Annotated in this window: 22 protein-coding genes and 1 pseudogene; 14 read left to right on the top strand and 9 right to left on the bottom strand. The window is 65.0% G+C overall.

Annotation, left to right across the window (positions count from 1 at the left end; translation table 11 throughout):
- Nucleotides 1-38: 38 nt before the first annotated feature.
- From ACPXCG_RS14545 to ACPXCG_RS14525, 5 genes are read right to left on the bottom strand one after another with little or no spacing between them, the layout of a single operon-like run.
- Nucleotides 39-1,403, bottom strand: coding sequence for a hypothetical protein (locus ACPXCG_RS14545; protein WP_425792656.1), 1,365 nt, complete (start codon nucleotides 1,401-1,403; stop codon nucleotides 39-41).
- Nucleotides 1,396-2,637, bottom strand: a complete 1,242-nt coding sequence (locus ACPXCG_RS14540) for a hypothetical protein (RefSeq protein WP_425792655.1) — start codon at nucleotides 2,635-2,637, stop codon at nucleotides 1,396-1,398. Before ACPXCG_RS14540 ends, ACPXCG_RS14545 begins: the two co-directional genes overlap by 8 nt.
- A complete protein-coding gene (locus ACPXCG_RS14535) occupies nucleotides 2,634-3,788 on the bottom strand; it encodes a glycosyltransferase (protein ID WP_425792654.1) in 1,155 nt (384 codons plus the stop codon). Before ACPXCG_RS14535 ends, ACPXCG_RS14540 begins: the two co-directional genes overlap by 4 nt.
- Nucleotides 3,785-4,327, bottom strand: a complete 543-nt coding sequence (locus tag ACPXCG_RS14530; RefSeq protein ID WP_425792653.1) for a putative colanic acid biosynthesis acetyltransferase — start codon at nucleotides 4,325-4,327, stop codon at nucleotides 3,785-3,787. The genes ACPXCG_RS14535 and ACPXCG_RS14530 overlap by 4 nt, the downstream gene beginning before the upstream one ends.
- Nucleotides 4,314-5,549 (bottom strand): glycosyltransferase, encoded by a 1,236-nt coding sequence (locus tag ACPXCG_RS14525; RefSeq protein WP_425792652.1) that lies wholly within the window; start codon nucleotides 5,547-5,549, stop codon nucleotides 4,314-4,316. The genes ACPXCG_RS14530 and ACPXCG_RS14525 overlap by 14 nt, the downstream gene beginning before the upstream one ends.
- Before the next feature lie 272 nt (nucleotides 5,550-5,821).
- Here ACPXCG_RS14525 and ACPXCG_RS14520 point away from each other — a divergent pair, with 272 nt between their 5' ends.
- From ACPXCG_RS14520 to ACPXCG_RS14480, 9 genes are all read left to right on the top strand, one after another.
- Nucleotides 5,822-6,463, top strand: a complete 642-nt coding sequence (locus ACPXCG_RS14520; protein WP_425792651.1) for an SGNH/GDSL hydrolase family protein — start codon at nucleotides 5,822-5,824, stop codon at nucleotides 6,461-6,463.
- Between the two features lie 354 nt (nucleotides 6,464-6,817).
- On the top strand, nucleotides 6,818-7,882 hold the full coding sequence (locus ACPXCG_RS14515; protein WP_425792650.1) for a Gfo/Idh/MocA family protein: 1,065 nt from the start codon (nucleotides 6,818-6,820) through the stop codon (nucleotides 7,880-7,882).
- Entirely contained in the window at nucleotides 7,879-8,874 is a 996-nt protein-coding gene (locus ACPXCG_RS14510; protein ID WP_425792649.1) for an NAD-dependent epimerase/dehydratase family protein, read from the top strand. The genes ACPXCG_RS14515 and ACPXCG_RS14510 overlap by 4 nt, the downstream gene beginning before the upstream one ends.
- Entirely contained in the window at nucleotides 8,871-10,016 is a 1,146-nt protein-coding gene (locus tag ACPXCG_RS14505) for a DegT/DnrJ/EryC1/StrS family aminotransferase (protein ID WP_425792648.1), read from the top strand. The genes ACPXCG_RS14510 and ACPXCG_RS14505 overlap by 4 nt, the downstream gene beginning before the upstream one ends.
- Nucleotides 10,013-10,639 (top strand): acetyltransferase, encoded by a 627-nt coding sequence (locus ACPXCG_RS14500; protein ID WP_425792647.1) that lies wholly within the window; start codon nucleotides 10,013-10,015, stop codon nucleotides 10,637-10,639. Before ACPXCG_RS14505 ends, ACPXCG_RS14500 begins: the two co-directional genes overlap by 4 nt.
- Nucleotides 10,640-10,647: 8 nt before the next feature.
- On the top strand, nucleotides 10,648-11,751 hold the full coding sequence (locus ACPXCG_RS14495; protein ID WP_425792646.1) for a DegT/DnrJ/EryC1/StrS family aminotransferase: 1,104 nt from the start codon (nucleotides 10,648-10,650) through the stop codon (nucleotides 11,749-11,751).
- A gap of 5 nt (nucleotides 11,752-11,756) precedes the next feature.
- Nucleotides 11,757-12,797, top strand: coding sequence for a glycosyltransferase family 2 protein (locus tag ACPXCG_RS14490; RefSeq protein ID WP_425792645.1), 1,041 nt, complete (start codon nucleotides 11,757-11,759; stop codon nucleotides 12,795-12,797).
- 1 nt (nucleotide 12,798) lies between these two features.
- Nucleotides 12,799-14,334 (top strand): oligosaccharide flippase family protein, encoded by a 1,536-nt coding sequence (locus ACPXCG_RS14485; RefSeq protein WP_425792644.1) that lies wholly within the window; start codon nucleotides 12,799-12,801, stop codon nucleotides 14,332-14,334.
- A complete protein-coding gene (locus ACPXCG_RS14480) occupies nucleotides 14,261-15,583 on the top strand; it encodes a hypothetical protein (protein WP_425792643.1) in 1,323 nt (440 codons plus the stop codon). The genes ACPXCG_RS14485 and ACPXCG_RS14480 overlap by 74 nt, the downstream gene beginning before the upstream one ends.
- A 281-nt stretch (nucleotides 15,584-15,864) precedes the next feature.
- Here the strand turns inward: ACPXCG_RS14480 and ACPXCG_RS14475 are convergent, their stop codons facing one another.
- Both ACPXCG_RS14475 and ACPXCG_RS14470 read right to left on the bottom strand, forming a co-directional pair.
- Nucleotides 15,865-16,962: a WecB/TagA/CpsF family glycosyltransferase gene (locus ACPXCG_RS14475; protein ID WP_425792642.1), complete on the bottom strand. Its 1,098-nt coding sequence runs from the start codon at nucleotides 16,960-16,962 to the stop codon at nucleotides 15,865-15,867.
- Between the two features lie 911 nt (nucleotides 16,963-17,873).
- Entirely contained in the window at nucleotides 17,874-18,941 is a 1,068-nt protein-coding gene (locus ACPXCG_RS14470; protein WP_425792641.1) for an LLM class F420-dependent oxidoreductase, read from the bottom strand.
- A gap of 232 nt (nucleotides 18,942-19,173) precedes the next feature.
- Here ACPXCG_RS14470 and ACPXCG_RS14465 point away from each other — a divergent pair, with 232 nt between their 5' ends.
- The 5 genes and pseudogenes from ACPXCG_RS14465 to menE all read left to right on the top strand — a co-directional run bounded on the left by ACPXCG_RS14465 (nucleotide 19,174) and on the right by menE (nucleotide 22,826).
- Nucleotides 19,174-20,403 (top strand): anion permease, encoded by a 1,230-nt coding sequence (locus ACPXCG_RS14465; protein ID WP_425792640.1) that lies wholly within the window; start codon nucleotides 19,174-19,176, stop codon nucleotides 20,401-20,403.
- Nucleotides 20,404-20,471: 68 nt separating this feature from the next.
- Complete coding sequence (locus ACPXCG_RS14460) at nucleotides 20,472-20,753, top strand: hypothetical protein (protein ID WP_425792639.1); 282 nt, start codon at nucleotides 20,472-20,474, stop codon at nucleotides 20,751-20,753.
- A 35-nt stretch (nucleotides 20,754-20,788) separates the two neighbouring features.
- On the top strand, nucleotides 20,789-21,097 hold the full coding sequence (locus tag ACPXCG_RS14455) for a DUF3349 domain-containing protein (RefSeq protein ID WP_425792638.1): 309 nt from the start codon (nucleotides 20,789-20,791) through the stop codon (nucleotides 21,095-21,097).
- Between the two features lie 110 nt (nucleotides 21,098-21,207).
- Nucleotides 21,208-21,531: pseudogene (locus ACPXCG_RS14450) on the top strand (DUF3349 domain-containing protein); the annotation flags it as partial.
- A gap of 134 nt (nucleotides 21,532-21,665) precedes the next feature.
- Nucleotides 21,666-22,826 carry an o-succinylbenzoate--CoA ligase gene (gene menE, locus ACPXCG_RS14445; protein WP_425792843.1) on the top strand — a complete coding sequence of 387 codons (1,161 nt, stop codon included), beginning with the start codon at nucleotides 21,666-21,668 and terminating at the stop codon, nucleotides 22,824-22,826.
- Here menE and ACPXCG_RS14440 read toward each other — a convergent pair.
- Nucleotides 22,747-23,553, bottom strand: coding sequence for a pyrimidine reductase family protein (locus ACPXCG_RS14440; RefSeq protein WP_425792637.1), 807 nt, complete (start codon nucleotides 23,551-23,553; stop codon nucleotides 22,747-22,749). The genes menE and ACPXCG_RS14440 overlap by 80 nt on opposite strands.
- Complete coding sequence (locus ACPXCG_RS14435; RefSeq protein ID WP_425792636.1) at nucleotides 23,550-24,053, bottom strand: flavin reductase family protein; 504 nt, start codon at nucleotides 24,051-24,053, stop codon at nucleotides 23,550-23,552. Before ACPXCG_RS14435 ends, ACPXCG_RS14440 begins: the two co-directional genes overlap by 4 nt.
- Nucleotides 24,054-24,055: the final 2 nt, after the last annotated feature.

The raw sequence follows: 24,055 nt of genomic DNA, 5'->3' as shown, positions 1-24,055 counted from the left end.
TGCGAGAATACGGCCATCCTGATCGCGGAACCGGTCGATCAGTACCAGGTTCGTCTGTACAGATGCATACGGAAAAGCCGCATGGTGCGCGTCCATCCCTCCGCCATCGCACCCGTCGACGATCTTGCGACCAACCAATTGAACACCGAGACGAGCGCGCAGGCCACGAGAAGAACCCAGAAAAACCGCCAGCACAGCCTCGAGGAGTACTGCACGGACAGGAACGCCAGCATGAGGGCGGCGACGGTTCCGGCGTGGCGATACGGCGCAAAGGGTCCGGCATCGAGCAGTCGATACAGCATGCACGGGACCGCCGCGAACACACCGAAGACGCCGAGTTGCCCCAGGATGCCGGTGGCGCCGTACCAGGTACCTGCGAACGAGAGGGGCACCCAGTCCCACGGGAAGTAGCGCTCCAACTCCGCCGAGTTGCCCGACCCGAGAAGCGGATTCGCGTTCTGGATCTGAATGTTCATGGGTACCCCGGCGATGACCGAATGGTCCACGATCGGGTAGGACGCGGCGACCGATGCGACCACCTGGCGGACCGATCTCGCAATCGCCGATGGATCATCGGTCATCGCGGTTACCTTCCCGCCGAAGATGACCCGTGGCAGGAACAGGAGACCGTGGGTGCCATAACGCGCCTCGATAACCCAGCCGAACGTGAGGATGGCGACTCCGATCAGCACCCCGCCCGCGAGGAACATCGGCCGCCGGTACATCGGATCGTGTCGGCCTCGCGCAATGATCATCAGTCCCGCCATCACAGGGATCGTCACGGCGCCACGGGTCCCGATCGCCAGGAGCGACATGAACCAGACCACGGTCAACACGAAGAGCACATTGCGTGGACGTCGGTCGTGACACAGGAACAGCGTCGCGGTGGTTGCCATGGCAGCGAGGGTGCCTCCCGGGGTCGTGGCCCGAAGAAGGATCTGGATGCCATCGGTGTCCAGATAAACCTCGCGGATCAGCAGACTGGGCCCCTGACCCAGACACCAGCAGACGAACACCAGGGCCGACAGACCGGCCACCCACCAGGCCATCTCGGAACTCACCGACCGTGCCGGCTGATCGGAGGAGCGGTGCTGGCCACCGGCGCCGTCGACGCGGAAGCCGCGTGGCATCAGACACGCGATCGCCGACGCTGCCATCGATGCGACGAGCAGTGCGCGCACCCCCACCGAATCGGCGAATGAGACCACCAGGGCGTCCGAGGGCAACCCGGCGCCGAGCGAGGACTTCGACCATGACCACGCCGGGTACCCGAAGACGCTCAGCGCCACAAAGATCAACGACATCCACAGAGCGGGCCACCCTGCCGTGGCCCTCCCGCGGACACGCCAGAACGCGAGGACGAGCAGCCCGAGGGCGGGCACGAGGAGCAGCGCGTTACTCATGGTCGGCCGCGACAGACACGAACTCGCGATCCACCCGCGAAAGTCTGACACACACTGCAGCAGCCAGCGTGCCCACGATCCCGGACAACGCGAGCGCCGTAGCGATGGCCGGGCCGGTACCCCACGACAATCCCGCGTACACACAGGCGATCAGCTGGAACCCGCCGTAGCCGAGTCGAACGGCCAGCAGTCGGGCCGATTGACCATGCGCTTGCAGGACGCTCGAGAAGTAACCGAACCAGGCGAGCGCCGCGTACTCGACTCCCAGGTACGGCATCACATCGACGGCGCGATCCCAGGTATCGCCGAGAACCACGGCCCCCACACTCTGCGGAAGCAACGGCACCCCTACTCCGATCGCGAGTGCCACCACCGACACCGCCGTCACCGCAGCGCCGACCGCCGGCGCCACCCCGCGGACCGTGCCGCGTGAGAGTCTCGGGATGACGGTCAGCGGAAGGCTGCTGATGAGCACGGCCACCGGACCGAACAACGTGCCGGCGCCCCGCACCGCAGCGGCGACCACCGCCCCGGAGGTGACCAGCGCTATGCAGGTGACCAACGCGGCACCCAGAGAATCGAGGGCGTATACCGCCGCGAGGCGCAGCCGCTCTGCGGTGCCGGTCGCCGGGTCGGGGTACTGCAGCGTGCGAACATCCACACGCAGCAAGAGGCTCAACAACACGCCCGCGATCCAGGCCAGTGCGACCCAGATGCCCAGTACCGCCGCGACCGGGACCGAGTGGTGGAATGCGTTCAGGACGAACACACCGGCCATGCCAGACGTCCACAAGCCGTCGGACACGAGGGCTCGGCGTACTTGACCGAGAGCAATCGCGCAGTAGCGCAACATGTCCTGAACGAGCAACGCGGGCAACGCCAGTGAAACCAGGGCGATCATCGGATGTCCGAGACCGATTCCCACCCCGAGCACGACCGCTGCGCAGAGCGCTGCGTTCAGAAGGCACAACGTCACCGATCGTGCGGCCGCCTGGCGTATCTCCCGAGAGTTCCGGGCCGAGGCGACGAGCAGGGGGACGCCGACGGCGCCACGACCGGCACCGAGGCTCGTCGTCACCACCGCGAAGACCAGTGCCACGACGCCGAACACCGCCGGCGCCGCGACCTGCGCGACACACACCAATGCGAGCGCATTGCCCACACTGGACAGGATCTGGTCGGCGACCGTGGCGGCCGCATTCCGCGAGCCGAGGCGCGTACGTGTAGACGTCATCGAAATCTGCTTCGTCCTCGCCTCCCTCTCGGCCGGGGGGTGGCGTAGATCTGCTCGAGCGTGTCGATGACACCGCCCATCCCGTACTTCTCGCGGGTGCCGGTCAGCGCGCTGCTCGACATCTGATCCAACCGCGTGTCGTCGCAGATGATGTGACCGATCGCCGAACTCAGCTCCTCGACAGACTCGCCGACCACGACACCTGCGCCGATGTGCTCCACTCCGCGCGCCAGGCCGCAGCTGTCGGTCACAACCACCGGCGTGCCCACCGACATCGCCTCCAGGACGGTCATCGGGAAAGGTTCGTCCACCGACGGGAGGACGTACAGGTCGGCCGCTGCGAGGTAGGCGAGCACGTCGTCAGGCGAAACCGGCGGCTCGAGCACGATTCGGTCCCCGTGCCCGGACCGTGCGATCGCCTCCACAACGTGACGGCGTTCCCCTTCGTCCGGGCCGGCGATCGCGAACTCGGCGTCGACTCCTTGCCGCAGTAGCGCGACGGCGGCTGCCACGAATGCGGTGGGTCGCTTGCGCGGATGCAACCGGGCCAGGAACACGACCCTGGGTCTCACGGCGGGCTGCGCATGCTTCACCGCGGCCTCGTCAACCGGTACCCCATTGGGCAGCAGACGAACAACGGCTTTCGGTGAGATCTTCGCGATGTCGGCACCTTCGCCCGAGGTGAGACAGAGGACCGCGTCCGCGCCGGCGAGAACACGCCGGGTTGCCAGCACATCGAGCAGCCGAGCGCTGATCCGGCCGGATTCGTCGATCATGCCGTGCGGTTGCAGATACAGGTCTCGGCCGAGCAATCTGGCAACCATTGCGGCCGGCAAGGTGACCAGATCGCGGGCGACGTGCACATGCACGACGTCGTAGCGACGCATGGACCGAGCCAGCCAGATCAGCAGACGCGGCGAGAACAACCCGGCGAAACCCCAGCGGGCGCCGAGTGATCCGACGCGCCAGAGGCGCGCGGGGACACCACCGATCGATTCGGGCGGGCGGGCGTGCCCTCGATATCCGCCGGCGATCGTGACGTCATACCCGCGGCTTCGTAGGCCTTCCGACAGATTCTGCGCCACCGTGATCGGCCCACCGTAGGCACGGTCGGGGCTGACCAGAGTCACCACCTGCAACACGGCGGTCATGGCCCACATCCGTACACGACCTGCCCTGATGCGACATCGGACCGAACCAGCGAATGAGCGCCCACGACGGCACGATCGCCGATCGTGCAGCCTCTGAGTACGGTGCTCCGACAAGCGATCCATACGCCGTCACCGATCGCGATCGGGCCGTTGTCGAATCGGAAGTCACGGGCGAGTCGATCGTGACTTCCGGTGCACAACAACACTTCTTGCGAGACGCATGTGTTCGACCCGATCGTGACGTCTTCGAGATTCAGGATCCACGCGCCCTCACCGATCCACGATCCGTCTCCGACGGTGAGCTTCCACGGCCAATGAATTCGCACCCGGTGCCGGATCACACATCCTCGGCCGATCCGGGCGCCGAACGAGCGCAGCACCGCAATGCGCAGCCGTCCCGGGCACCACCACGACCGGACGACCACACCCGAGACGAGTAGCCACGCAAGCTGCCACCCGACCCCACGGCCTCGCTCGTAACCCTGCGCGGTGAACGCCGACAACTCGAATCGGCTTCGCGGCTGGTCATCTGTGAACATTCACCCCTCGCTCCCGAGCCGAAGCGAGAACCTCATCCCATTGGGTCAGGCATGCGTGTGCCGAGAGAACGCGTCGCGAGTAGGCAAGCCCGTTCTTCCCTCGGCAGTGCGCCTCCCGAGGATCTTCGATCAGACGACGCACCGCCATCACGAACTCGGCGGGATCGGTGTTGGAGACGACAATCCCGGCGCACGAGTCGTTGACTTCCTCCGCAGTGGCGCTGGTCGGATCGACGGCGGCAACGATGGGTCTACCTGCGGCGAAGTACGCCGAAAGCTTGCTCGGCATGGCCATCTCGCGAATCCCGGGTGCCTCGTTGACCACGAGCACACGAGCGCCCTCGAGTAACTGGTGGAACTGCCGGTCCGGCAACAGATCGAGGAAGAGAATGTTCGGGACGCCCTGCGCATACTCTTGGACTGCGCGACGTCTGCTCCCGTCGCCGAGAATCACGAACGTGAGACAGTCGCCGGCGTCGGCCGCGTATCGCGCACAGTCCACGAGGTGCTCGAGGCCCTGCTTGTGACCGATGTTGCCCACGTGCAGAACATAGGCACGGCCGCACAGGTCCGAGAGCGCCGACGGCATCTGCCCGGGCTCGTCCCGGCCGGGGGCCGGTGGTCTGGTCCAGTTCCGAACGGACCTGACGTTCGCGCGCGACACACCGTTCTCGTGCACAACGGACTCGGCAAGGCGTGGATGTGGCACGACGACACGGTCTGCGGCACGCAGCACCGCCGATTCGAGCCTGCGCACCAGGGTTGCCGGCAAGCCGTGCGCAATCCGGGTCTCCGCGGCTCCGTTGCCGTACAGATCCTGCGACCAGACCACCACCGGCTTACGATGCACCCGGGCCGCCACGACGGAGACCGCGCTCGACAACAGCGACGGTGATACGGCGACCACCAGGTCCGCACGCCGCCACGCGGAGAATGCCACCCGAAAGGCGAACGTGGCCTCCATCGCCAGACGCCCCATCAGCGCCGGATGTCGTGGAACGTAGTGACTCTTCCGGCGCACGAGTCCCGAACCACGCCTCTCGATCATCGTTCGGTGTCGGCGGTAGGCGGGATCGCGAACCCACGCAGGGTAGTGGGGCACGCCCACCACCGCCACCACCTCGTGACCGGCCGTCGACAGGTGATCGAACAAGCCGGCCGTATACGGCGCGACGCCAATGGGTTCCGGGTCGAAGTTCAACCCGATCAGCAAGATTCTCAATTCGAGTCCGGATACCTTCCGCCCGGCGCGCATACAATTCCCAGACGGCGTCTCGCGCTGTCCAGCTCAGAGTTCTGCCACCCTACACCCGCCAGACCACCATCAGAGGCCCGGCGAGAATCTTCATCAATCGAACTGCGCCGAGAACAGCCGCACCGACTAGGATGAGCGCCGTGCTCAATTTGCACGACGCTTCGGCTCATTCATCGGCAAATTACAGGGATCGCCGGAGATTATTTCTTTCGTTCGGCAAAATAATTACCCCAGTCGCCATGTTGCTGTGCATTCTTCTCTCCGGATGCGGCGGTGAACCACCGCTCCATACCCCTCTGCGCATCTCGATCATCGGCGATTCCTACACCACCGGCAGTGCCATGGGCGGGTACGGCGACCGCAACTGGACCAAGATCCTGAGGTCGGAGCTGTGGGCGACGCACGGCATCGCACTACAAACCCAAACACTTGCCGCCGGGGGCTCCGGATACGTGAAACGCGGCATCGACGGCACCAGGTTTGCCGACGATGGCGCCCTCGTACACCCCCGGTCTCAGGTGGTGATCGTGTTCGGGAGCCGAAACGACATCGCTGCGGCCGGAGCGGTCGGCAACGCGGCCGACGACGTGTACTCGGCCATCCGCGCCAGGGTCCCCGACGCAAAACTGCTCGTCGTGGGGGCCCCGTGGGTGGATGGAGCAGTTCCCGAACCGATCTCGACGATCAACTCGGAACTCGCGACCGAGGCTGAAGTCGCCGGCGCCGAGTTCGCCGACCCCGCGGCCGCCAACTGGCTCGCAGGGGGCGCCACGCAGGCCGTCGGCGCAGACGGCATCCACCCCACCGACTACGGGCACCGGCTCATCGCCGCCCACATGGAGCACCTGCTGCTCCGCGTCACGAGTGGCATCGAGCGGTGAGGACCGAACCGGAGGCCGCGGAGCCTCGACAATTCACCTCTTCGAACGACAGCAGTGCGCCGCCGCGGCCGGCGGCGAGACGGTATTCTCAGCGTTCACATGACCATCTGATGCGCAACGGTCAGTTCTCGCGCATCGGTCGGAATTCGTCGACGTTTCGCCGGCATTCTCACCAACCAGGGCGGCAGAAATGATCGGAGAATTTCGACCTCCGCGCCGGCCATTCCGGCGACCATCCAAAGAATTCTCGAAAATGTGTAATATCCGCACGTCCGTGGACGGTATACCCCCCGAGATCGAGATATCGGGGAGGTATCTCCCTCACCCCACCGTCCCCTACCGAGGACCGAGATGATGCCTGAACGCATGCGCGCCGCCGTCGTGGGAGCCGGCTACTGGGGGCCCAACCTCGCCCGGAACTTCCACACGTCCACCGATTGGGATCTGGCGGCGATCTACGATCTCGACGCCTCACGCGCCGCCGCCGTCGCTGATCGGGTCGGGGGCGTGCGCGTGGCCGCGAGTCTCTCCGAGGTTCTGAGCGATGACGAGATCGATGCCGTTGCCGTGGCGACACCGGCCCGCACGCACCACGATGTCGTCTGCGCAGCACTCGCAGCAGGCAAACACGTCATCGTGGAGAAACCCCTTGCCGATACGCGTGATCGCGGCGTTGCGATGGTGCGCGCGGCGCGCGAGCGGGAGTTGGTCCTGATGGCCGACCACACCTACTGCTATACCCCTGCTGTCCTCAAGATCCGCGATCTGATTGCCGACGGTGCCATCGGCGACGTCCTGTTCGTCGACAGCGTGCGCATCAACCTCGGACTGATCCAACCCGACGTCGACGTGTTCTGGGATCTTGCGCCACATGACCTCTCGATCATCGACTTCATCCTCCCGAGCGGGCTCGACGCCGAGTCGGTCGCGGCCCACGGCGCCGACCCGCTGCTGACCGGAAAGGCATGCATCGGCTATCTCACATTGCCGTTGGCGAACGGTGGTATCGCGCATGTTCACGTGAACTGGTTGAGTCCCACAAAGATTCGTCAGATCGTCATCGGTGGCACCAAGCGCACCATCGTGTGGGACGATCTGAATCCGCAACAGCGCGTCAGCGTGTACGACCGGGGCGTCGACCTCGAACTCCAGTCGAAGGAGACCGCCGATGCACGGGCGGCGAATGTGTCCTACCGCCTGGGCGACACCTGGGCCCCTGCCCTGCCGGAGCAGGAGGCGCTCGGCAACGTCGTGGCAGAGTTCGCCGCCGCGATCCGCGCCAAACGTGAAGCCCGAACGAGCGGAGAAGCGGGACTGCGGGTGCTCTCCATCCTGGACGCGGCGCAGGCCAGCCTCCGTGCGGCCGGCGCCCCGTGCCCTGTGACCAACGACCATCTCATGAGAGCCATCCGAACATGACCGATCCCGACGGTTCACACATCCTGGTCACCGGCGGCGCCGGGACAATCGCTTCGACGCTGGTCGACCAGCTCATCGATGCCGGCGCCGCCCACATCGACGTCGTGGACAATCTCGTACGTGGCCGTCGCGCAAACCTCGACGGCGCAATCGCTTCCGGCAAGGTGAGCCTGATCGAGGGCGACATCCGCGATGCGGCGCTCGTCGACGAGTTGACCGCCGGCAAGGACCTCGTCTTTCACCAAGCGGCCATCCGTATCACGCAGTGTGCCGAAGAACCCCGACTCGCGCTCGAGGTCCTCGTGGACGGCACGTTCAACGTCGTCGAGGCCGCGGCACGGCACCAGGTGGGCAAGCTCATCGCGGCGTCGAGTGCCTCCGTGTACGGAATGGCGGAGCGGTTCCCCACCGACGAACGTCACCACCACGAGAACAACGACACGATGTACGGGGCGGCCAAGACCTTCAATGAGGGACTGGTCCGAAGTTTCCGCGCGATGGAAGGTCTCGACTACGTCCTGTTGCGCTACTTCAATGTGTACGGGCCACGGATGGATGTTCACGGCCTCTACACGGAGGTACTCGTGCGGTGGATGGAGCGGATCGCCGACGGAAAACCTCCGCTGATCTTCGGCGACGGCGAACAGACCATGGATTTCGTCTGTGTTCCCGACATCGCGCGCGCCAACGTGCTCGCTGCCCGGTCCGACATCGTCGAAGGGACCTACAACATCGCGAGTGGCACCGAAACCAGCCTGCTCGAACTCGCCGAAGCTCTTCTCAAGGTGATGGACGCGACCCACCTCGGCGTCGAGCACGGTCCGGAGAGGGCGGTGAACGGGGTGATCCGACGACTCGCCGACACATCGGCGGCACGACGCGATCTCGGGTTCACGGCGACGATCAGCCTCGAGGACGGCTTACGTCAACTCGTCGAATGGTGGACTCCCCTACGCGACGAGATAGCCGCCGGCCGGGTTGCGGCACCGTGACCGGCCGCATCAACATCATGGTTCCCTGGCTCGGCCAGGAAGAAGCCGACGCTCTCGCCGAGGCGATCTCCAGCGGCTGGGTGGCGCAAGGGCCTCGCGTGGCGAGATTCGAGCGGGAGTTCGCGGCGGCGATGGAGGCGCCTTACGCGGTGGCGACGACCAGTTGTACGACCGCGCTCCATCTCGCGCTGATCGTCGCCGGCATCGGCCCAGGCGACCACGTCGTGGTCCCCTCGTTCTCCTTCATCGCGACCACGAATGTCGTTTGTCATGTCGGCGCCACACCAGTTTTCGCCGACGTCGACGCAGAATCCGGAAATGTCACGTCCGCTACCGTCAAAGCCGCTCTCACGCCGCAGACAAGGGCGGTGATCGCCGTCGACCAGGGCGGTGTACCGGTGGACATCGACGATATCCGTTCGATCACCGACCCCCTCGACATCGTTGTCGTCGAGGACGCCGCCTGCGGTGCCGGATCGACCTACCGGGGCCGACCGGTGGGCGCTGGTGCCGAGATCGCGGCGTGGTCATTTCATCCGCGCAAGCTCCTGACCACCGGCGAGGGTGGCATGATCACCACGTGTCGACCTGACTGGGCTGAACGCGCGCGGCATCTGAGGGAACACGCGATGAGCATGTCGGCCGCCGATCGCCACCGGTCCGTACTTCCTCCGGCCGAGAGCTACGACGAGGTCGGATACAACTTCCGGATGACCGACCTGCAGGCGGCGGTCGGCCTCGTACAGCTCTCCCGTCTGCCCGAGATGGTGGCACGCCGTCGTCAGCTCGCCGCCAGGTATCACGCGGAGATCGCACCGATCCGAGGCCTGCGTGCTGTTGCCGATCCGGTTCATGGGACCGGCAATTTCCAGTCGTTCTGGGTCCAGGTCGGCGACGAGTTCCCGGTCGACCGCGAGAAGCTGTTGGAACTGCTTGCCATGGCAGATATCTCGGCACGTCGGGGGATCATGGCGACGCACCGTCAGGCCCCCTATCGCGACCTGACACCGCCTACCGGACTGCCGGCGACCGAGTTCCTCACCGACACCACGCTGATCCTCCCGCTGTTTCATTCGTTGGCCGAGGTCGACCAGGATCGCGTCATCCGTGTGCTGCTCGAAGCCGCCGGGGCGGCGCCATGACGGCGGGACTGCTCCTGCTCGGGGCGGGAGGGCTGACGCGGGAGGTTCTCGCCTCCGGGATCGACGGCGTCGTCGGCATACTCGATGATGATTTCTCGCTGCAGGGCACCGTGGTGGGTGGCGTTCCGGTGCTGGGAGTCATCGCCTCGGCCGTCGACCGCGACGAGTCGCTGCTGGTGTGCGTCGGCCCCGGTACCGGCCGTCGTGACATCGTGGCCCGGCTCAGATCTCTCGGGATCGAGGAGCGTCGATTCGCCACCTATGTCGCGCCGTCCGCGCGGATCGGCACGACCAGCACTGTCGGGGTCGGCAGCGTCGTCCTCGACAACGTGGTGGTGACCGCCGACGCCGGCATCGGCAGGCATGTGGTGCTCATGCCGAACTGCACCATCACCCACGACGATCTGATCGCAGATTTCGCGACGCTTGCGGCAGGGGTGACGCTCGGCGGACGGGTCCGGGTCGGCGAGGCTTCGTATCTCGGGATGAATGCATCAGTGCGGCAAGGACTCACAATCGGCGGCGATGTCACCGTGGGCATGGGGGCGGTCGTACTGTGCGACGTCCCCGACGAACAGACCTGGGTTGGTATGCCGGCCCGGCCAACGGGGGTCACCGTATGACAGTCCGTGTGCCCTTTCTTGATCTTGCCGCTCAGCAGGCGGAGATCACCGACGAGGTCCTGCCGGTATGGCAGAAACAGTTCACGTCGGCCGCATTCATCGGCGGATCCGAGGTCGCCGCCTTTGAGGATGAGTTTGCCACCTATCTCGGAGTCGACCATGTGGTCGGCGTCGGAAACGGAACGGATGCACTCGAACTCGCATATCGTGCGGTCGGAATCGGGCCCGGCGACGAAGTGATCATCCCGGCGAACACCTTCATCGCCACCGCGGAGGCGGTCACCAGAATCGGTGCCGTCCCGGTCCTGGTGGACGTCGACGAGCATCTCTTGCTCGATGTGTCCGCCGTGGCGGCGGCCATCACCGATCGCACCCGCGCAGTCGTGCCGGTCCATCTTTATGGCCAGACCGCCGACGTACGTGCGCTGGAAACCATTGCTGCACAACACGATCTCGTCATCGTGGAAGATGCCGCACAGGCCCAGGGAGCCTCGTCCACCGATGGCCACGCCGGCGCGATGACACGGATCGCCGCGACGAGCTTTTACCCGGGCAAGAACCTCGGTGCCGCGGGTGACGCGGGTGCGGTGATGACCAATGATGATGACGCCGCGTCGTTTGTTCGCAGCTACGCGGCCCATGGCAGCACGGTCAAGTACGTCCACGACCGTGCGGGCGCCAACTCGCGACTCGATGCGTTGCAGGCACCAGTGCTACGCGCCAAGCTGCGACGCCTCGACAAGTGGAACAGCGCCCGGCGTACCGCGGCTGAACGCTACGAATCACTGCTGGCCGGCTTCTCCGGTGTGCGCCTGCCCGTCCCACGTCCCGGCAACGAGGACGTGTGGCATCTGTACGTGATCCAGGTCGACGACCGCGATCGGGTGCTCACCGACTTGACCACGGCCGGAATCGGCGCGGCGATCCATTACCCGGTCCCACTCCATCTCACACCTGCCTATGCGCATCTCGGTTACCGACGCGGTGAGTTTCCGGTGGCTGAGGCTGCTGCCCAGACCATTCTTTCGCTGCCGATGTTCCCGCACATCACGCACGATCAGCAGGAGATGGTGGCCGCAGGCCTGGCCAAATCCCTGGGAGGTGCCAGTTGAGATTCATGCGCCCCGTTGCATTGAGACAGCAGCCCAGGGTCAGCGTCGTGGTTCCGCATTACAACTACGGCCAGTTCCTGCCGACCGCGGTCGCCTCGGCACTGGACCAGACAGATATCGACCTCGAGGTCATCATCGTCGACGACCGCTCGACCGACGGCAGCGTGGAGATCGCCCGGCAGCTCGCGGCGTCGGATCACCGAGTCCAGCTCATCGAGCATGAGCAGAACATGCGTCACATCCGCACCTACAACGACGGATTGTCACGAGCGACAGGCGAGTACGTGGTCCTCTTGTCGGCTGACGACGCCGTCAGTCCGAACTCGATCTCACGTGCCGTAGGTCTCATGGAGGCGAATCCCGATGTGGGACTTGTCTATGGCAGGGTCGAGTGCTTCGACGGCGACCTCCCTCGCTTTCGCCCGACTCGCCATTGGTGGCAGATGTGGGACGGCGCGGAGTGGATCGAACGTGTCGCCCGCCGTGGACGAAATGCCATCACCAATCCTGAAGCAGTGATGCGAAAGTCGGTGTACGAGGATATCGGGGGATACAACCCTGCATTTCCTCATGCCGGCGACATGCTCATCTGGCTACAGGCCGCAGCACGATCCGACGTCGGTTTCGTCGGAGGACCACGTCAGGGGTACTACCGCGGGCTGCACGGAAACAACATGCACGACATCGACTTCGGCGGTGTGCTCGACGACATCAGTCAGGTACGCGATGTCTTTCAGCAGATCTTCGCTGAAGTCGGCCCCAACCTCCCCGATGCCGACGGAATCGAACCCGTGTGGCGCTCTGCTCTGGCTCGAGAGGCGATACTCAAGGGCACACTGCTCGTCGCGAACGGCGAACCTCGCGACACGCTCGAAAAGTTCCGCGCATTTGCTGAGGAGACATGGCCGCGATCGAGCGACTCGTTGGCCTGGCGATGGTCCGCGCTGGCCGATATCACGAATGCATCAGTTGAGCACGCCCTCCGCACGACGGAGAACCAGAGGTGGACCGCCCGCTACCGCCGTGCCAATTTTCTTGGCCTCTGACGTGAGCGCCGACTCCGGGTCCGAGTGGACGGAAGGGTTGGGTGCCAAGGTTCGGCGTGGCCTCGTCTGGTCGACCCTGAACACCATTCTGCTGCGTACCGCCAACCTTCTCCTCGGGATCATCGTCGCGAGACTCATCAGCCCGGAAGAGTTCGGGGTGTGGGCGGTGGCGCTCACCGTCCAAACCGTGCTGCTCACGCTCGCCGATCTCGGTCTGAGTGCAGAGATCGTTCGCACGGATCGTCTCGCTCAGCGCATGCCGACGGTTGCGACCATCGCGGTGGTCTCCGGAGCAATCCTCACGGTGAGCATGGCGCTGAGTGCACCCTGGATTGCACAGACGCTCAATGCGCCGGATGCCACACCTGTCATCGTCGTGATGTCATCGACGATGCTTCTTGTGGGGTTCGCGGTCGCGCCGCTCGGCTTACTGCAACGAAACATCCAGCAACGGCGCGTGCTTGCGGTCTCAGCAGCCGACCTCGGGGTCGGGACCATCGCGGCGGTCGCGCTCATCGTGTTGGGTCTTGGCCCCATGGCGCTCGCAATATCGCGTGTCCTCGCTCAGTCGGTGTCAACGGTCCTCGCCTTCGTTCTGAGCCACACGCGCCCACGATTCGGCTTTGACCGCGCGGAGGCCGGACCTGCCCTGCGCTACAGCGTTCCTCTCGCCGCGGCGAACTTCCTGTCCTGGGCGGTTCTGAGCATCGACAACGTCGTGGTGACAAGGGTTCTCGGCCCCGCAGCACTCGGGATCTACGTGTTGGCCTTCAATATCGCAATGTGGCCGATGAACATCATCGGGCAGGCGGTTCGGTCTGTCTCCATGGCGGCGTTCGCACACGTGTCACGCGGGCGTGCCGCAGGAACTGACGACGCGACCGACGCCGGCATCGGCGAACGCGACCAGTCTGTTGCTGTCGGAGTCGCAATCTCGTGGGCCGCCGCGGTGCCCGCAGGCATACTCCTCGGCGCGTTGTCCGGCCCCTTGATCGAGCTCCTCTACGGGACCAAATGGTCCGCTGCCGGGCCCGTCCTGGCCGCACTCGCCTATTTCGGAATACTACGAGTGCTGATCGACATTCTGGCGACATACCTCCTGGCGCGGGGATACTCAAAGCCTGTCTTCTTCGTTCAGGTCATCTGGATGTTGATACTCATACCGACCGTGATGGCAGGGGTCCGCTCGTTCGGAATAGCCGGCGCCGCGTATGCACACCTCATCACCGGCATCGTGGTCGTCGTCCCCGTCTACCTGGTGTACCTGCACGTTGTCGGCGCCGACAACCGGGCGGTCCTGAGGTCCGTCATCGTGCCGGTGCTTGCCGGTATCCCGACCTGGATGGTGGCGACCGCTGCGTGCCACTTCATCCACGCTCCGTTGCCGGCGCTCGCCGTCGGCGGCGGGGCTGGTATCGCGACCTACGCGCTCCTCGTGTACCGCTGGGCCCTTCAGCAACGCAATGTGGCCCGCCGTCTCGAGCAGTCGCTGGAGCCCGCCACCGCATCGGCACACGGCGGGCAGAAGACAGAATGAGAGCAGTATGAACAGACATCTGCCAGTTCCATCGGACGTCGGACGTAGGATTCGGCAGGCCCGAAACCTATGGCAGGCGGGCGGTGTGCGTTCACTGACCCAACGAGCGGCACGACGCCTGTATGAAGCGACCGACGCCCGAGAGCTCGACGCTCCGATCAATTGGAGTGAGATCGTCGATCCGCCGAAGCGTATGTCCGTCCCCGAGCAGCGGCCCGCGGCGGGTACACATCTGACGATCGGGTGGATCAGTTCGCCTCCAAGCGCGGGGTCGGGAGGGCACACGACCATGTTCCGTATGGTTGAGGCTCTCGAACGGGCCGGGCATCAGTGCATCCTCTATCTCCACGAGGAGCACGGCAGTCCCATCAGCTTTCATGAGCAGACCATTCGAACATCGTGGCCGAGGGTCAAGGCAACGGTCTCCCACACCGGAGCAGACATGTCGAAATGTGACGCGATTGTCGCAACCACATGGCAGTGTGCGTATGTGCTCGCGTCACGCACACAATCGACGCCCACCCGCCGCCTGTACTTCATCCAAGACTTCGAGCCCTTCTTCGAGCCCAGAGGGTCGGCCTACGCCCTGGCCGAGATGACATACGGTTTCGGCTTCCGCAATGTTGCTCTCGGGGCCATGGTCGGGGACCTGATCGCTGGGTTCGGACCATACGCTCAGATCGAATTCGGCTGCGATACAAATACTTACGAGCTAACCGAGGTTGCCAATCGCTCAGGTGTGGTGTGTTACTCGCGTCCGAAAACGGCTCGCCGGGGTACTCAACTCGCGATTCTCGCACTGCAGGAGTTCCATCGCCGCATGCCAGACGAGCCGATTCACATCTTCGGCGATCCGATCGCGGACCTACCGTTTCCGGCGGTCCACCACGGCAAGCTCGCACCGAAGGATTTGGCCAGACTCTACAACGAGTGTGTTGCCGGTCTCGGTCTGTCCTTCACCAACATCTCGCTCGTTGTGGAAGAGATGCTGGCGTGCGGCACCATACCGATCGTCAACGACTCGACCTACGCCCGAGCCGACATGCCCAGTCCATACGTCAAGTGGGCACGCCCGACCCCGGCCGCACTGGGCGCGGCACTGGCAGAAACGGTCCGAACCTTCGACCCCGACATCGCGAAGCGCGCGGCGACCAGTGTCCGATCCGGCAATTGGGAGGACGCACAACAGGCATTCGTGAACATTGTCGAGTCCGAGATCTACGGCAGCAATCAACAGGAGGCCCGATGACTGACTACTTCGTTCACGAACACGGCCTCTGCGAGTCTTCGGATATCGGTGCCCGCACCAGGATCTGGGCGTTCACCCATGTTCTCCCCGGAGCTTCCATCGGATCCGATTGCAACATCTGCGATCACGCCTATGTGGAGGGCGGGGTGACGCTCGGCGATCGGGTGACCGTGAAGAACCGGGCACTGCTCTTCGACGGTGTCACGGTTGAAGACGATGTCTTTCTCGGACCGGGCGTGATCTTCACCAACGACGTCCGCCCGCGCGCCGAGGTCAAGAAGTCAGGAGATGCCCTTGCCACCACACTCGTTCGACACGGTGCCACCCTGGGCGCCGGAGTCACGGTTGTGTGCGGACACGTAATCGGGCCGTACGCCTTCGTCGGTGCCGGAGCGGTTGTCACCACCGATCTGCTCCCCCACGGAATCTACGTCGGGAATCCCGCTGCCCGTAAGGGCTGGGCATGCGCCTGCGGCGACAAGCTTGGACCCGATCTCGTCTGTGTATGCGGACGGTCGTTCGAGGCGCGCGGCACCGATCCCGACACCAGCGGTCTGCGCGAACGTGTTTCGTGAATCGGGAAGGTGTCCCACCACCATGCGCGCCGCACCGAGGTGGATGAGGAACACCGGTATGCCGACGAGATACCGACGCGCCAAACGGTGGGGTTCGAGGTAGAGCCGATAGGCCCACTCCAGTCCCCACCTGCGAACGGCAGCCGGCGCACGATCGACCCTACCTCCCAGGAAATCCAGAATGGCCCCGCCGTTCACCACCACAACCGGATATGTCAGGCGACGGCGTAGCGCGGCGGCGACGGCCTCCTGCTTCGGCATCCCCATGGCGAGGATGACCAATTCGGGTTCGACTCGCTCCGCCAACTCGACATATGTATCGACCGATGAGTATCCGTCGTGTTCGGCAACGACGGACAGACCTTGGGAGGTCAAGATCTCCCGGGCGTTGTGCAGCCACGGCTCCTGAGTGCCGAACAGGGCGACACGGCGGCCGGCGTAGCACTTCAACAGCCGCGGGATGAAGTCCGTACCGTTCATGTTGAGTCCCACAGGCCGGCCGAACACCCTGAGGGCCAACTGAACACCTACCCCATCGCGCAGCACCAGATCGGACGAGACGAGATCGCGGTACAGCGCCGGAGTCCGCCAGGCCAGATTGGCTGCATGCGCATTGACGAACGACACGACGAACGGACCCGCCGGTCGCCCTAGGGACGCCACGAGTTCGTCATAGGCAGTGTCGGAATCGACGCAGCAGATGCACATGTGCAAGGTGTGGAAGTTGCCCGTGGACCCGACCATTGTCCGGCCGCGGCGAAGCGGTGACACAGCAGCAGATATCCGATCGACGCCAGAACCCATCAAGTTTCCTTTCGCAGGTCCATACAGCGGGCACAGTCCAACCCCCGTCCTGGCATGTCAGGTCAGTGCGTACCTCCTGGCGGCTCGGGACTCGGCAACGTTGTGCAATCGGCCTACCAACGGGGACACCGGAGGAAGCGTCTGTTCCCAAGCGCCCGCCTTGCGCATCAAGGGTCGAATCACCACTCGCGATCCCTCCCTGCACCAAAGGCCCAAAAATGATTGCGGAAACAATCAATATCGACCCACTTGATCACCAATTGGAATATTACGACAGCCGACGTCAAACGAGCAGAAATTCGTTCGACAGGTTTGCATAGACACGCTGCGCAACCGCCTGAACTGCGGAGATAGTTTTCAATATCATCCAAGAAACTGCCAGAGGAATTCATTTAGCATTGCGAGCAAAATACTACACTTAGTTAGCAAGGCAATGAATGTATTTTCCGGATGAGCGTAAGACGCAGAGTCAATTGTTTACATTCCGGTTACGCAATGCCGAGACATATTGGGCTATGTCGGCGCTGAAGAATGGCGGCGGGGTGGCGACCACTCATGGCCGCGTCAAAGGAAGACCGAGGCGAAGGAAGACCGGGGCGGGGTCGCGATCACGGAATCGGTGATCCACTGCGCCACAACAGATTTACAATCCTTCGCCAATTCGAGTAGACGGAGCGCACGGCTCGGGCGACAGCACGACTCGACTCCGGAGCGCCACCTGGAGCCGCGGCGTTCGTGCGCGGCGGGGCGACGCTCACGTTATTCTGCCGTGGCCCAGCCCGATGAACAGGCGTCACCGCGAGCGCACGCGCCCGGCCGTGTGCGGCATGGGCGCCGGCGTCAGCCGGCCGACAAGGGTAGCCGGCCGGCGGACGCTGATGGTTTACAACGCGTCGAGATAGCGGGGACCGTCAGCTTCCGACGATCTCCCGCAACTCCCGCATGTCCTCCACGCGTTCCTTGTGCGACCCTGCCGACGGCGTCCCCAGGATGCAGCCGACCCCGGCGGCACGGAAGGCCTCGACGCGCTCCGCCACCAGCGAGCGCGGACCGATCAGCGACATCGCACGCACCAGCTCGTCCGGCACGGCGGCGGCGGCCTCTGCCTTCTTCCCGTCGAGGTAGAGGTCCTGGATGATCTTGGCCTCGTCGACGTAGCCATAGCGCTGCGCGAGGGTGTTGTAGAAGTTCTTCCCGCGAGCTCCCATGCCGCCGATGTACAGCGCGGCGTGGTGGCGAACCGCCTGCAGCGCATTCTCGACCTCCTGCTCGTCGTCGGAGATCAGGGTCGCGGCCTGCACCACGATCTTCAGCGGCGGCATCGACGGATCGCGCTTGGCCTTACCGGCGGCCAGCGGTTCGCCGAACGCGGCGTCGACGAACTCGGGATGGAACAGGAACGGCTGGAACTCCTCGAACATCTCGGCGGCGAGCTCGGTGTTCTTCGGGCCGATCGCGGCCAGCAGCATGGGAATCCGCTCGCGGACCGGGTGGTTGATGATCTTCAGCGGCTTGCCGAGCCCGGTGCCGCCATCCTCCTTGGTGAGCGGGAGGGTGTAGTGCTTGCCCTGGTAGTCGGACTTCTCGCGCTTCCAGATCTTGCGGCAGATCTCGGCGTGCTCACGGGCACGGCCGACCGGATAGTCGTACTTGACACCGTGGAAGCCCTCGATGACCTGTGGTCCCGACGCGCCGATGCCCAGCACCGCCCGGCCGCCGCTGATGTAGTCGAGGCCGGCCGCGGTCATCGCGAGGTTCGTCGGGGTGCGTGAGTACATCGGCAGGATCGCGGTCTGCAGTTCCATCTTCTCGGTCTTGGCCGCGATGTACCCGAGCTGACTGACGGCGTCGAAGCTGTAGGCCTCGGGGACCGCGATGCGGTCGACACCGACCGATTCGAAGTCGCCGAGGTTGTTGATGGTCTCGCGGAAGTCGCCCGCGTAGTTGATCGGCATTCCGAGCGTCATCGCAGCAGTCATGGTCGGATTCTTCCACAGCTGTCGTGCGGGTCACACAGCTGCCCGAGCGCTCGATCTGTCCCTCCGCCAATCAGTCAGAACCGGAAGCCGGCTCGCTCGGTGGCGGATTGGCGGCGGCCACATGAACAACGGATGAACATATCGAGATTCTTGGCAAACTCCCAGGTCAAATCGAACATCTCGGGCCCTGGAGGGTTAGGTGGGAGGGGCTGCGGGACCGCATCATATGAACATGACCGGAGAGACGCTGATTCTTGTGCTGCTGGTGATCACGGCACTTGGCTTCGACTTCACCAACGGATTCCACGACACCGGCAACGCGATGGCCACGTCGATCGCCACCGGCGCCCTCAAGCCGAAGGTGGCCGTCGGACTGTCGGCGATCCTGAACCTCGTCGGCGCGTTCCTGTCGGTCGAGGTCGCGGCCACCATCACCAAGGAAGTGCTGAACATCCAGCAGACCTCCGGTGACGACAAGGGCGACATCATCACCGGCCTCACGCCCACCACCGCACTGCTCATCATCTTCGCCGGCCTCATCGGCGGCATCCTCTGGAATCTCTTCACCTGGCTCTTCGGCCTGCCGTCGAGCTCATCGCATGCACTCTTCGGTGGCCTGATCGGCTCGGGCATCGCCGCGCTGGGAATGTCCGGCATCAACTGGCATGGCGTGTTCTCGAAGATCATCGTTCCGGCATTGCTCGCTCCCGTGATCGCGTGCCTGGTGGCCTCCTGCGGCACCTGGATGATCTTCGCGATCACCAAGAGGATCACCGAGAGCAAGAAGGAGGAGGGCTTCCGGTACGGCCAGATCGCCAGCGCGTCACTGGTCTCCCTCGCCCACGGCACCGGCGACGCCCAGAAGACGATGGGCGTCATCGCAATGGCCCTGATCGTGACCGGCCACCTCGATGCGTCGTCGGTCAGCCACGGCCTGCCGTTCTGGATCGTGCTCAGCTGCGCCGGCATGATCGCCCTGGGGACCTATCTCGGCGGCTGGCGCATCATCCGGACCCTGGGCAAGGGCCTGGTCGAGATCAGCTCGCCGCAGGGCATGGCGGCCGAGGCATCGTCCGCGGCCATCATCCTCACCTCCAGCGCCGCGGGCATGGCGCTGTCGACCACACAGGTTGCGACCGGCTCGATCCTCGGCTCGGGTGTCGGAAAGAAGGGCGCCCAGGTCCGCTGGGCCGTCGCGGGTCGCATGGCCATCGCCTGGGTGACCACCCTGCCGGCCGCCGGCCTGGTCGGCGCGCTCTGCTTCGGCATCGCACACGTGCTCGGCAACACTGTCGGCGCACTGGTGATCTTCGGCCTCCTGATCGTCGCCTCGGGCTACATGTACTGGCGCGCACAGCAGAACAAGGTCGACGCCAACAACGTCAACGCCGAATGGGACGACTCCACCAACTCGATCATCCCGGCCGAGACCGTCACCGAAGCCAAGGCCCCGGTCGCCTGACCCCGCCGCCTCACCACTGTCTCCTGACCGGCCGCTGACGCCGTCAGACACGAAAGGACAAACCCCCGATGGACATCGTCGAATCGATCGGCAAGGTTCTGATCGTCGGACTGATCTTCGGTGCCGGCCTACCCGCCCTGTTCGCATTCGGCCTCCGCTTCCACGCCGAGGGCGCATCCGAGACCAACGCCGACGGCACGGTGTCACAGGGAAACCCGGCGATGCGGACGCTCGGATACGTGATCTTCGGCGTGGTCGGACTGCTGATCCTGCTCGGTCTCCTGTGGATCACCCGGCAGACCATCTTCTATTACACCGACATCAAGATCTTCCCCTTCGGCTACAAGTAGGCCTACGCGAGAGACACCCCGGAGGTAATGCACCCATGGCTGACGGCACCCCGTTGTTCGAATCCGCGATCAACTGGATCCGCAAGGGCTATCCCGAGGGCATCCCACCGACCGAGTTCCCGCCGCTGCTCGCCCTGCTGACACGCGTCCTCGACGACAACCAGGTCACCGATGTGGTGCTCCGCCTCGCCAGGTACTACGACGTCGAGAATCCGATGACCGAGGACCGCATCCGCGAGGCCATCGCGAAGGTCATCCGTGACGAGCCCAATTCCGAGGAGATCAATCAGGTGGCCAGCCGCCTCGCCTCGGCCGGGTGGCCGCTGGCCTCCGGAGTCTCCTGACCCGACCGCCGCTCGTCTGTTCACCGTCATTGTCGGAATCTTTGCCTGACCACATAGAATCGCGGCAGAAGAGTCTCGTCTGCCGTCGGGGGAGAAAGGGGGCCGCATCCGTGGATCGACCACAGTTCCTCCTGCGAATCGTCGAGTGGCTGCGCGCCGGCTACCCCGACGGAGTGCCGCAGGGGGATTACATCCCACTCGTCGCGCTGCTGCGGCGCCAGCTGACGGAGGATGAGGTCCAGGAGGTGTCCGTCGACCTCATCGCCGAATCCCCGCCGCCCCCGGAACCCATCTCCAAGATCGATGCGGCCGTCCGGATCACCAAGGTCACCCATGAGCTCCCTCACGAGGCGGACATCGCCCGCGTCCGTTCACACCTCGAGGCATCCGGGTGGCCCTTCGACGACAGCCCTCTGACCTCGGCCACCCCAGACAATCCATCGACGGACCCCAACACCCCGCCGACAGCAACCGAGAATCCGTCGACAGCAACCGAAAATCCGTCGAGCGGGCACACAAATCCGCCGAGCGGGCGCGACGACACCGACGACACCGACGGTGATGAGTCCTGAAGACTCTCCGCGCACTTCATTTACCCGCCAGACCCGAGGTTCTCGACCGCCTCGGTGACCTGTCCGCGGTCCTCGACGGTTCCGCCGCGTACGTACCGGTACCCGACGATGTTCGCGAGGTGGCCGCGCTGCGCGAGGCGCTCGGTGTCGATGAGGTGATCGACGACGATGTCTCCCTGGTGGTCTCGACGTCGGGCACCACCGGCGTACCGAAGGGTGCGCAGCACACCGCCGCCACCCTGGCGGCATCGGCCACCGCCACCGCGACTCGGCTCGGCGGTCCGGGCAACTGGCTACTGGCGCTCGCCCCGCACCACATCGCCGGCGTGCAGGTCCTGTTGCGTGCCTTGGCATCCGGATTCACTCCCGCCGCCCTCGACGTCACCGACGGCTTCGACCCCGACGCCTTCGCTGATGCCCTCGAGAACCTCGACGGCCCGCGCCGCTACACCTCGCTGGTGCCCACACAGCTGATCAAGGTGCTCGATTCGCCACGGGCCACCGCGGCGCTACGAGAGGCCGACGCGCTTATGGTCGGCGGCGCTGCGACACCGATTCCGTTGCTGCGCAGGGCCATCGACGCTGGAGTCCCGATCACCCGAACCTACGGCATGAGCGAGACCGCGGGCGGTTGCGTCTACGACGGCATACCACTCGACGGAGTCACCGTCCGCATCGACGACCCGAATCCCGAAGGCGTTGGCCGGGTGATCCTCGGCGGGACCGTCGTCGCGCACGGCTATCGCAATCGCCCCGATCATCCCGCCTTCGTCGAACCGGGCTGGTTCCGGACCGATGACCTCGGCCACCTCGACGACGCAGGCGTGCTGTCCATCGTCGGCCGCGCTGACGAGGCGATCTCGAGTGGGGGTTTGACCATCGTGCCGCAGGTGGTGGAGGCGGTGATCCTCGACGACCCGGCCGTCGCCGAGTGTGCCGTCGTCGGTGTGCCCGACGATCGGCTGGGCGAGAAGGTCGTCGTGTTCGTGGTCGCTTCTGGTACAACAACTCTCGACCCGAATCGGATTCGGGGTGCGGTTGCCGAGCGACTGGACCGCTACGCCGCGCCGCGGGAGGTCATCGAACTTCCCGATCTCCCGACACGGGGGCCGGGGAAGGTGGATCGTCGCGCCCTGCGCGCCCGATACTCCGGGTGACATACCGCAGGAAGAGATGGTCGTCGTGGGCCACCGAGTGCCGCAACGTCGCCCGCACCGGTACCGGGAGGAGATTGGTGCCCTCCGCCGCAGCGCCGGCGCCCACGCCCGCCGGTTCAGCCGTCAGAACGGGCGCGAGTGTGAGACACAGTTCTTCCACCAGCCCGGCCGCGGTGAGCGCGGCGAGGAGCGTCGGCCCGCCCTCGCAGAGGATTCGGCGGAATCCGCGCGCCCGCAGGCCACCGATGGCTTCGGCGAAGTCGATCTCCTCGTCACCGGCGGCGATGACGTCGGCGTGCACGGTCACCGATGTCGCGTCGGCTCGCTCGGTGGTGATCACGAGCGGCCGCAGATCCGATTCCGCCGCCAACGCGGTCGCCGGCACCGAGCAGGTGCGGGTGACCATCGCGATGTGAGGGGCCGGCGTCGCAGACGGCCCCAGCTGTCGCTTTCGAAGAGCGGTGAGTTCGTCGTCGAGGATCGCCGGACCGTACTGCTCGACTCGCGCGGTGCCGGCGCCCACCAGGATCACGTCCGCCATCGCACGGAGGGCGTGGAACAGACGTTGGTCGGTCCGGGACGACAACGGCCGCACCTTCCCTTGGAAAACCGCAGCACCATCGAGACTCATGACCATGTTGGCGCGCACACCTTCGGGCCAGTCCGCGTATCGCTGCTCGGCCAGCGCGACCGCGTCGAACGCGTCGTCGGGTCCGGGCTCGATCACGCGTCACGACCCGGATCGACGTCTTGGACGTCGGAGAACGTCACCCACGCCTGAGTGCGGTTCGCGGAGCTTTGTGAACCGCTGTCGACCGGATCGAGCAGGAAGGCGTCGTGGTCGCCGGCATCGAATCGTCGCAGTGTCTTGCCGACGAACCAGAAGGCGACGCCATCGAGGATCGGCAGCCCGTGCGGCCCCTCCGACCATGCACATTGGGCGAACTTGTCGGTCTCGTATCCGCTGTACCCGCCGAACAGTCGGGCGAGGTCGGTGCGTTCCCGCGGGAGCAGGTGTACCGCGAGGTGGTCGGTGTGCTCAGCGACCTCGTGTGTCAGGTTGTTTTTCGAGATCCCGATGAGGAATCGGCGCGGGTCGATGCTGGTCTGGCTGGCAAACCCCACCAGGCATCCGGCGCGTCGGCCGTCGGCCTGTGCGGTCACCACGAACATTGGGTAGTTGATCGCATCGACCATCTCGTCGAAGCCGGTCTGGTCGTCGCCCAACT

Origin of the sequence: Gordonia sp. DT218 (genome assembly GCF_049847105.1) — a bacterium.
Classification (GTDB): domain Bacteria; phylum Actinomycetota; class Actinomycetes; order Mycobacteriales; family Mycobacteriaceae; genus Gordonia.
This window is presented reverse-complemented; position numbering and strand designations above follow the sequence as displayed.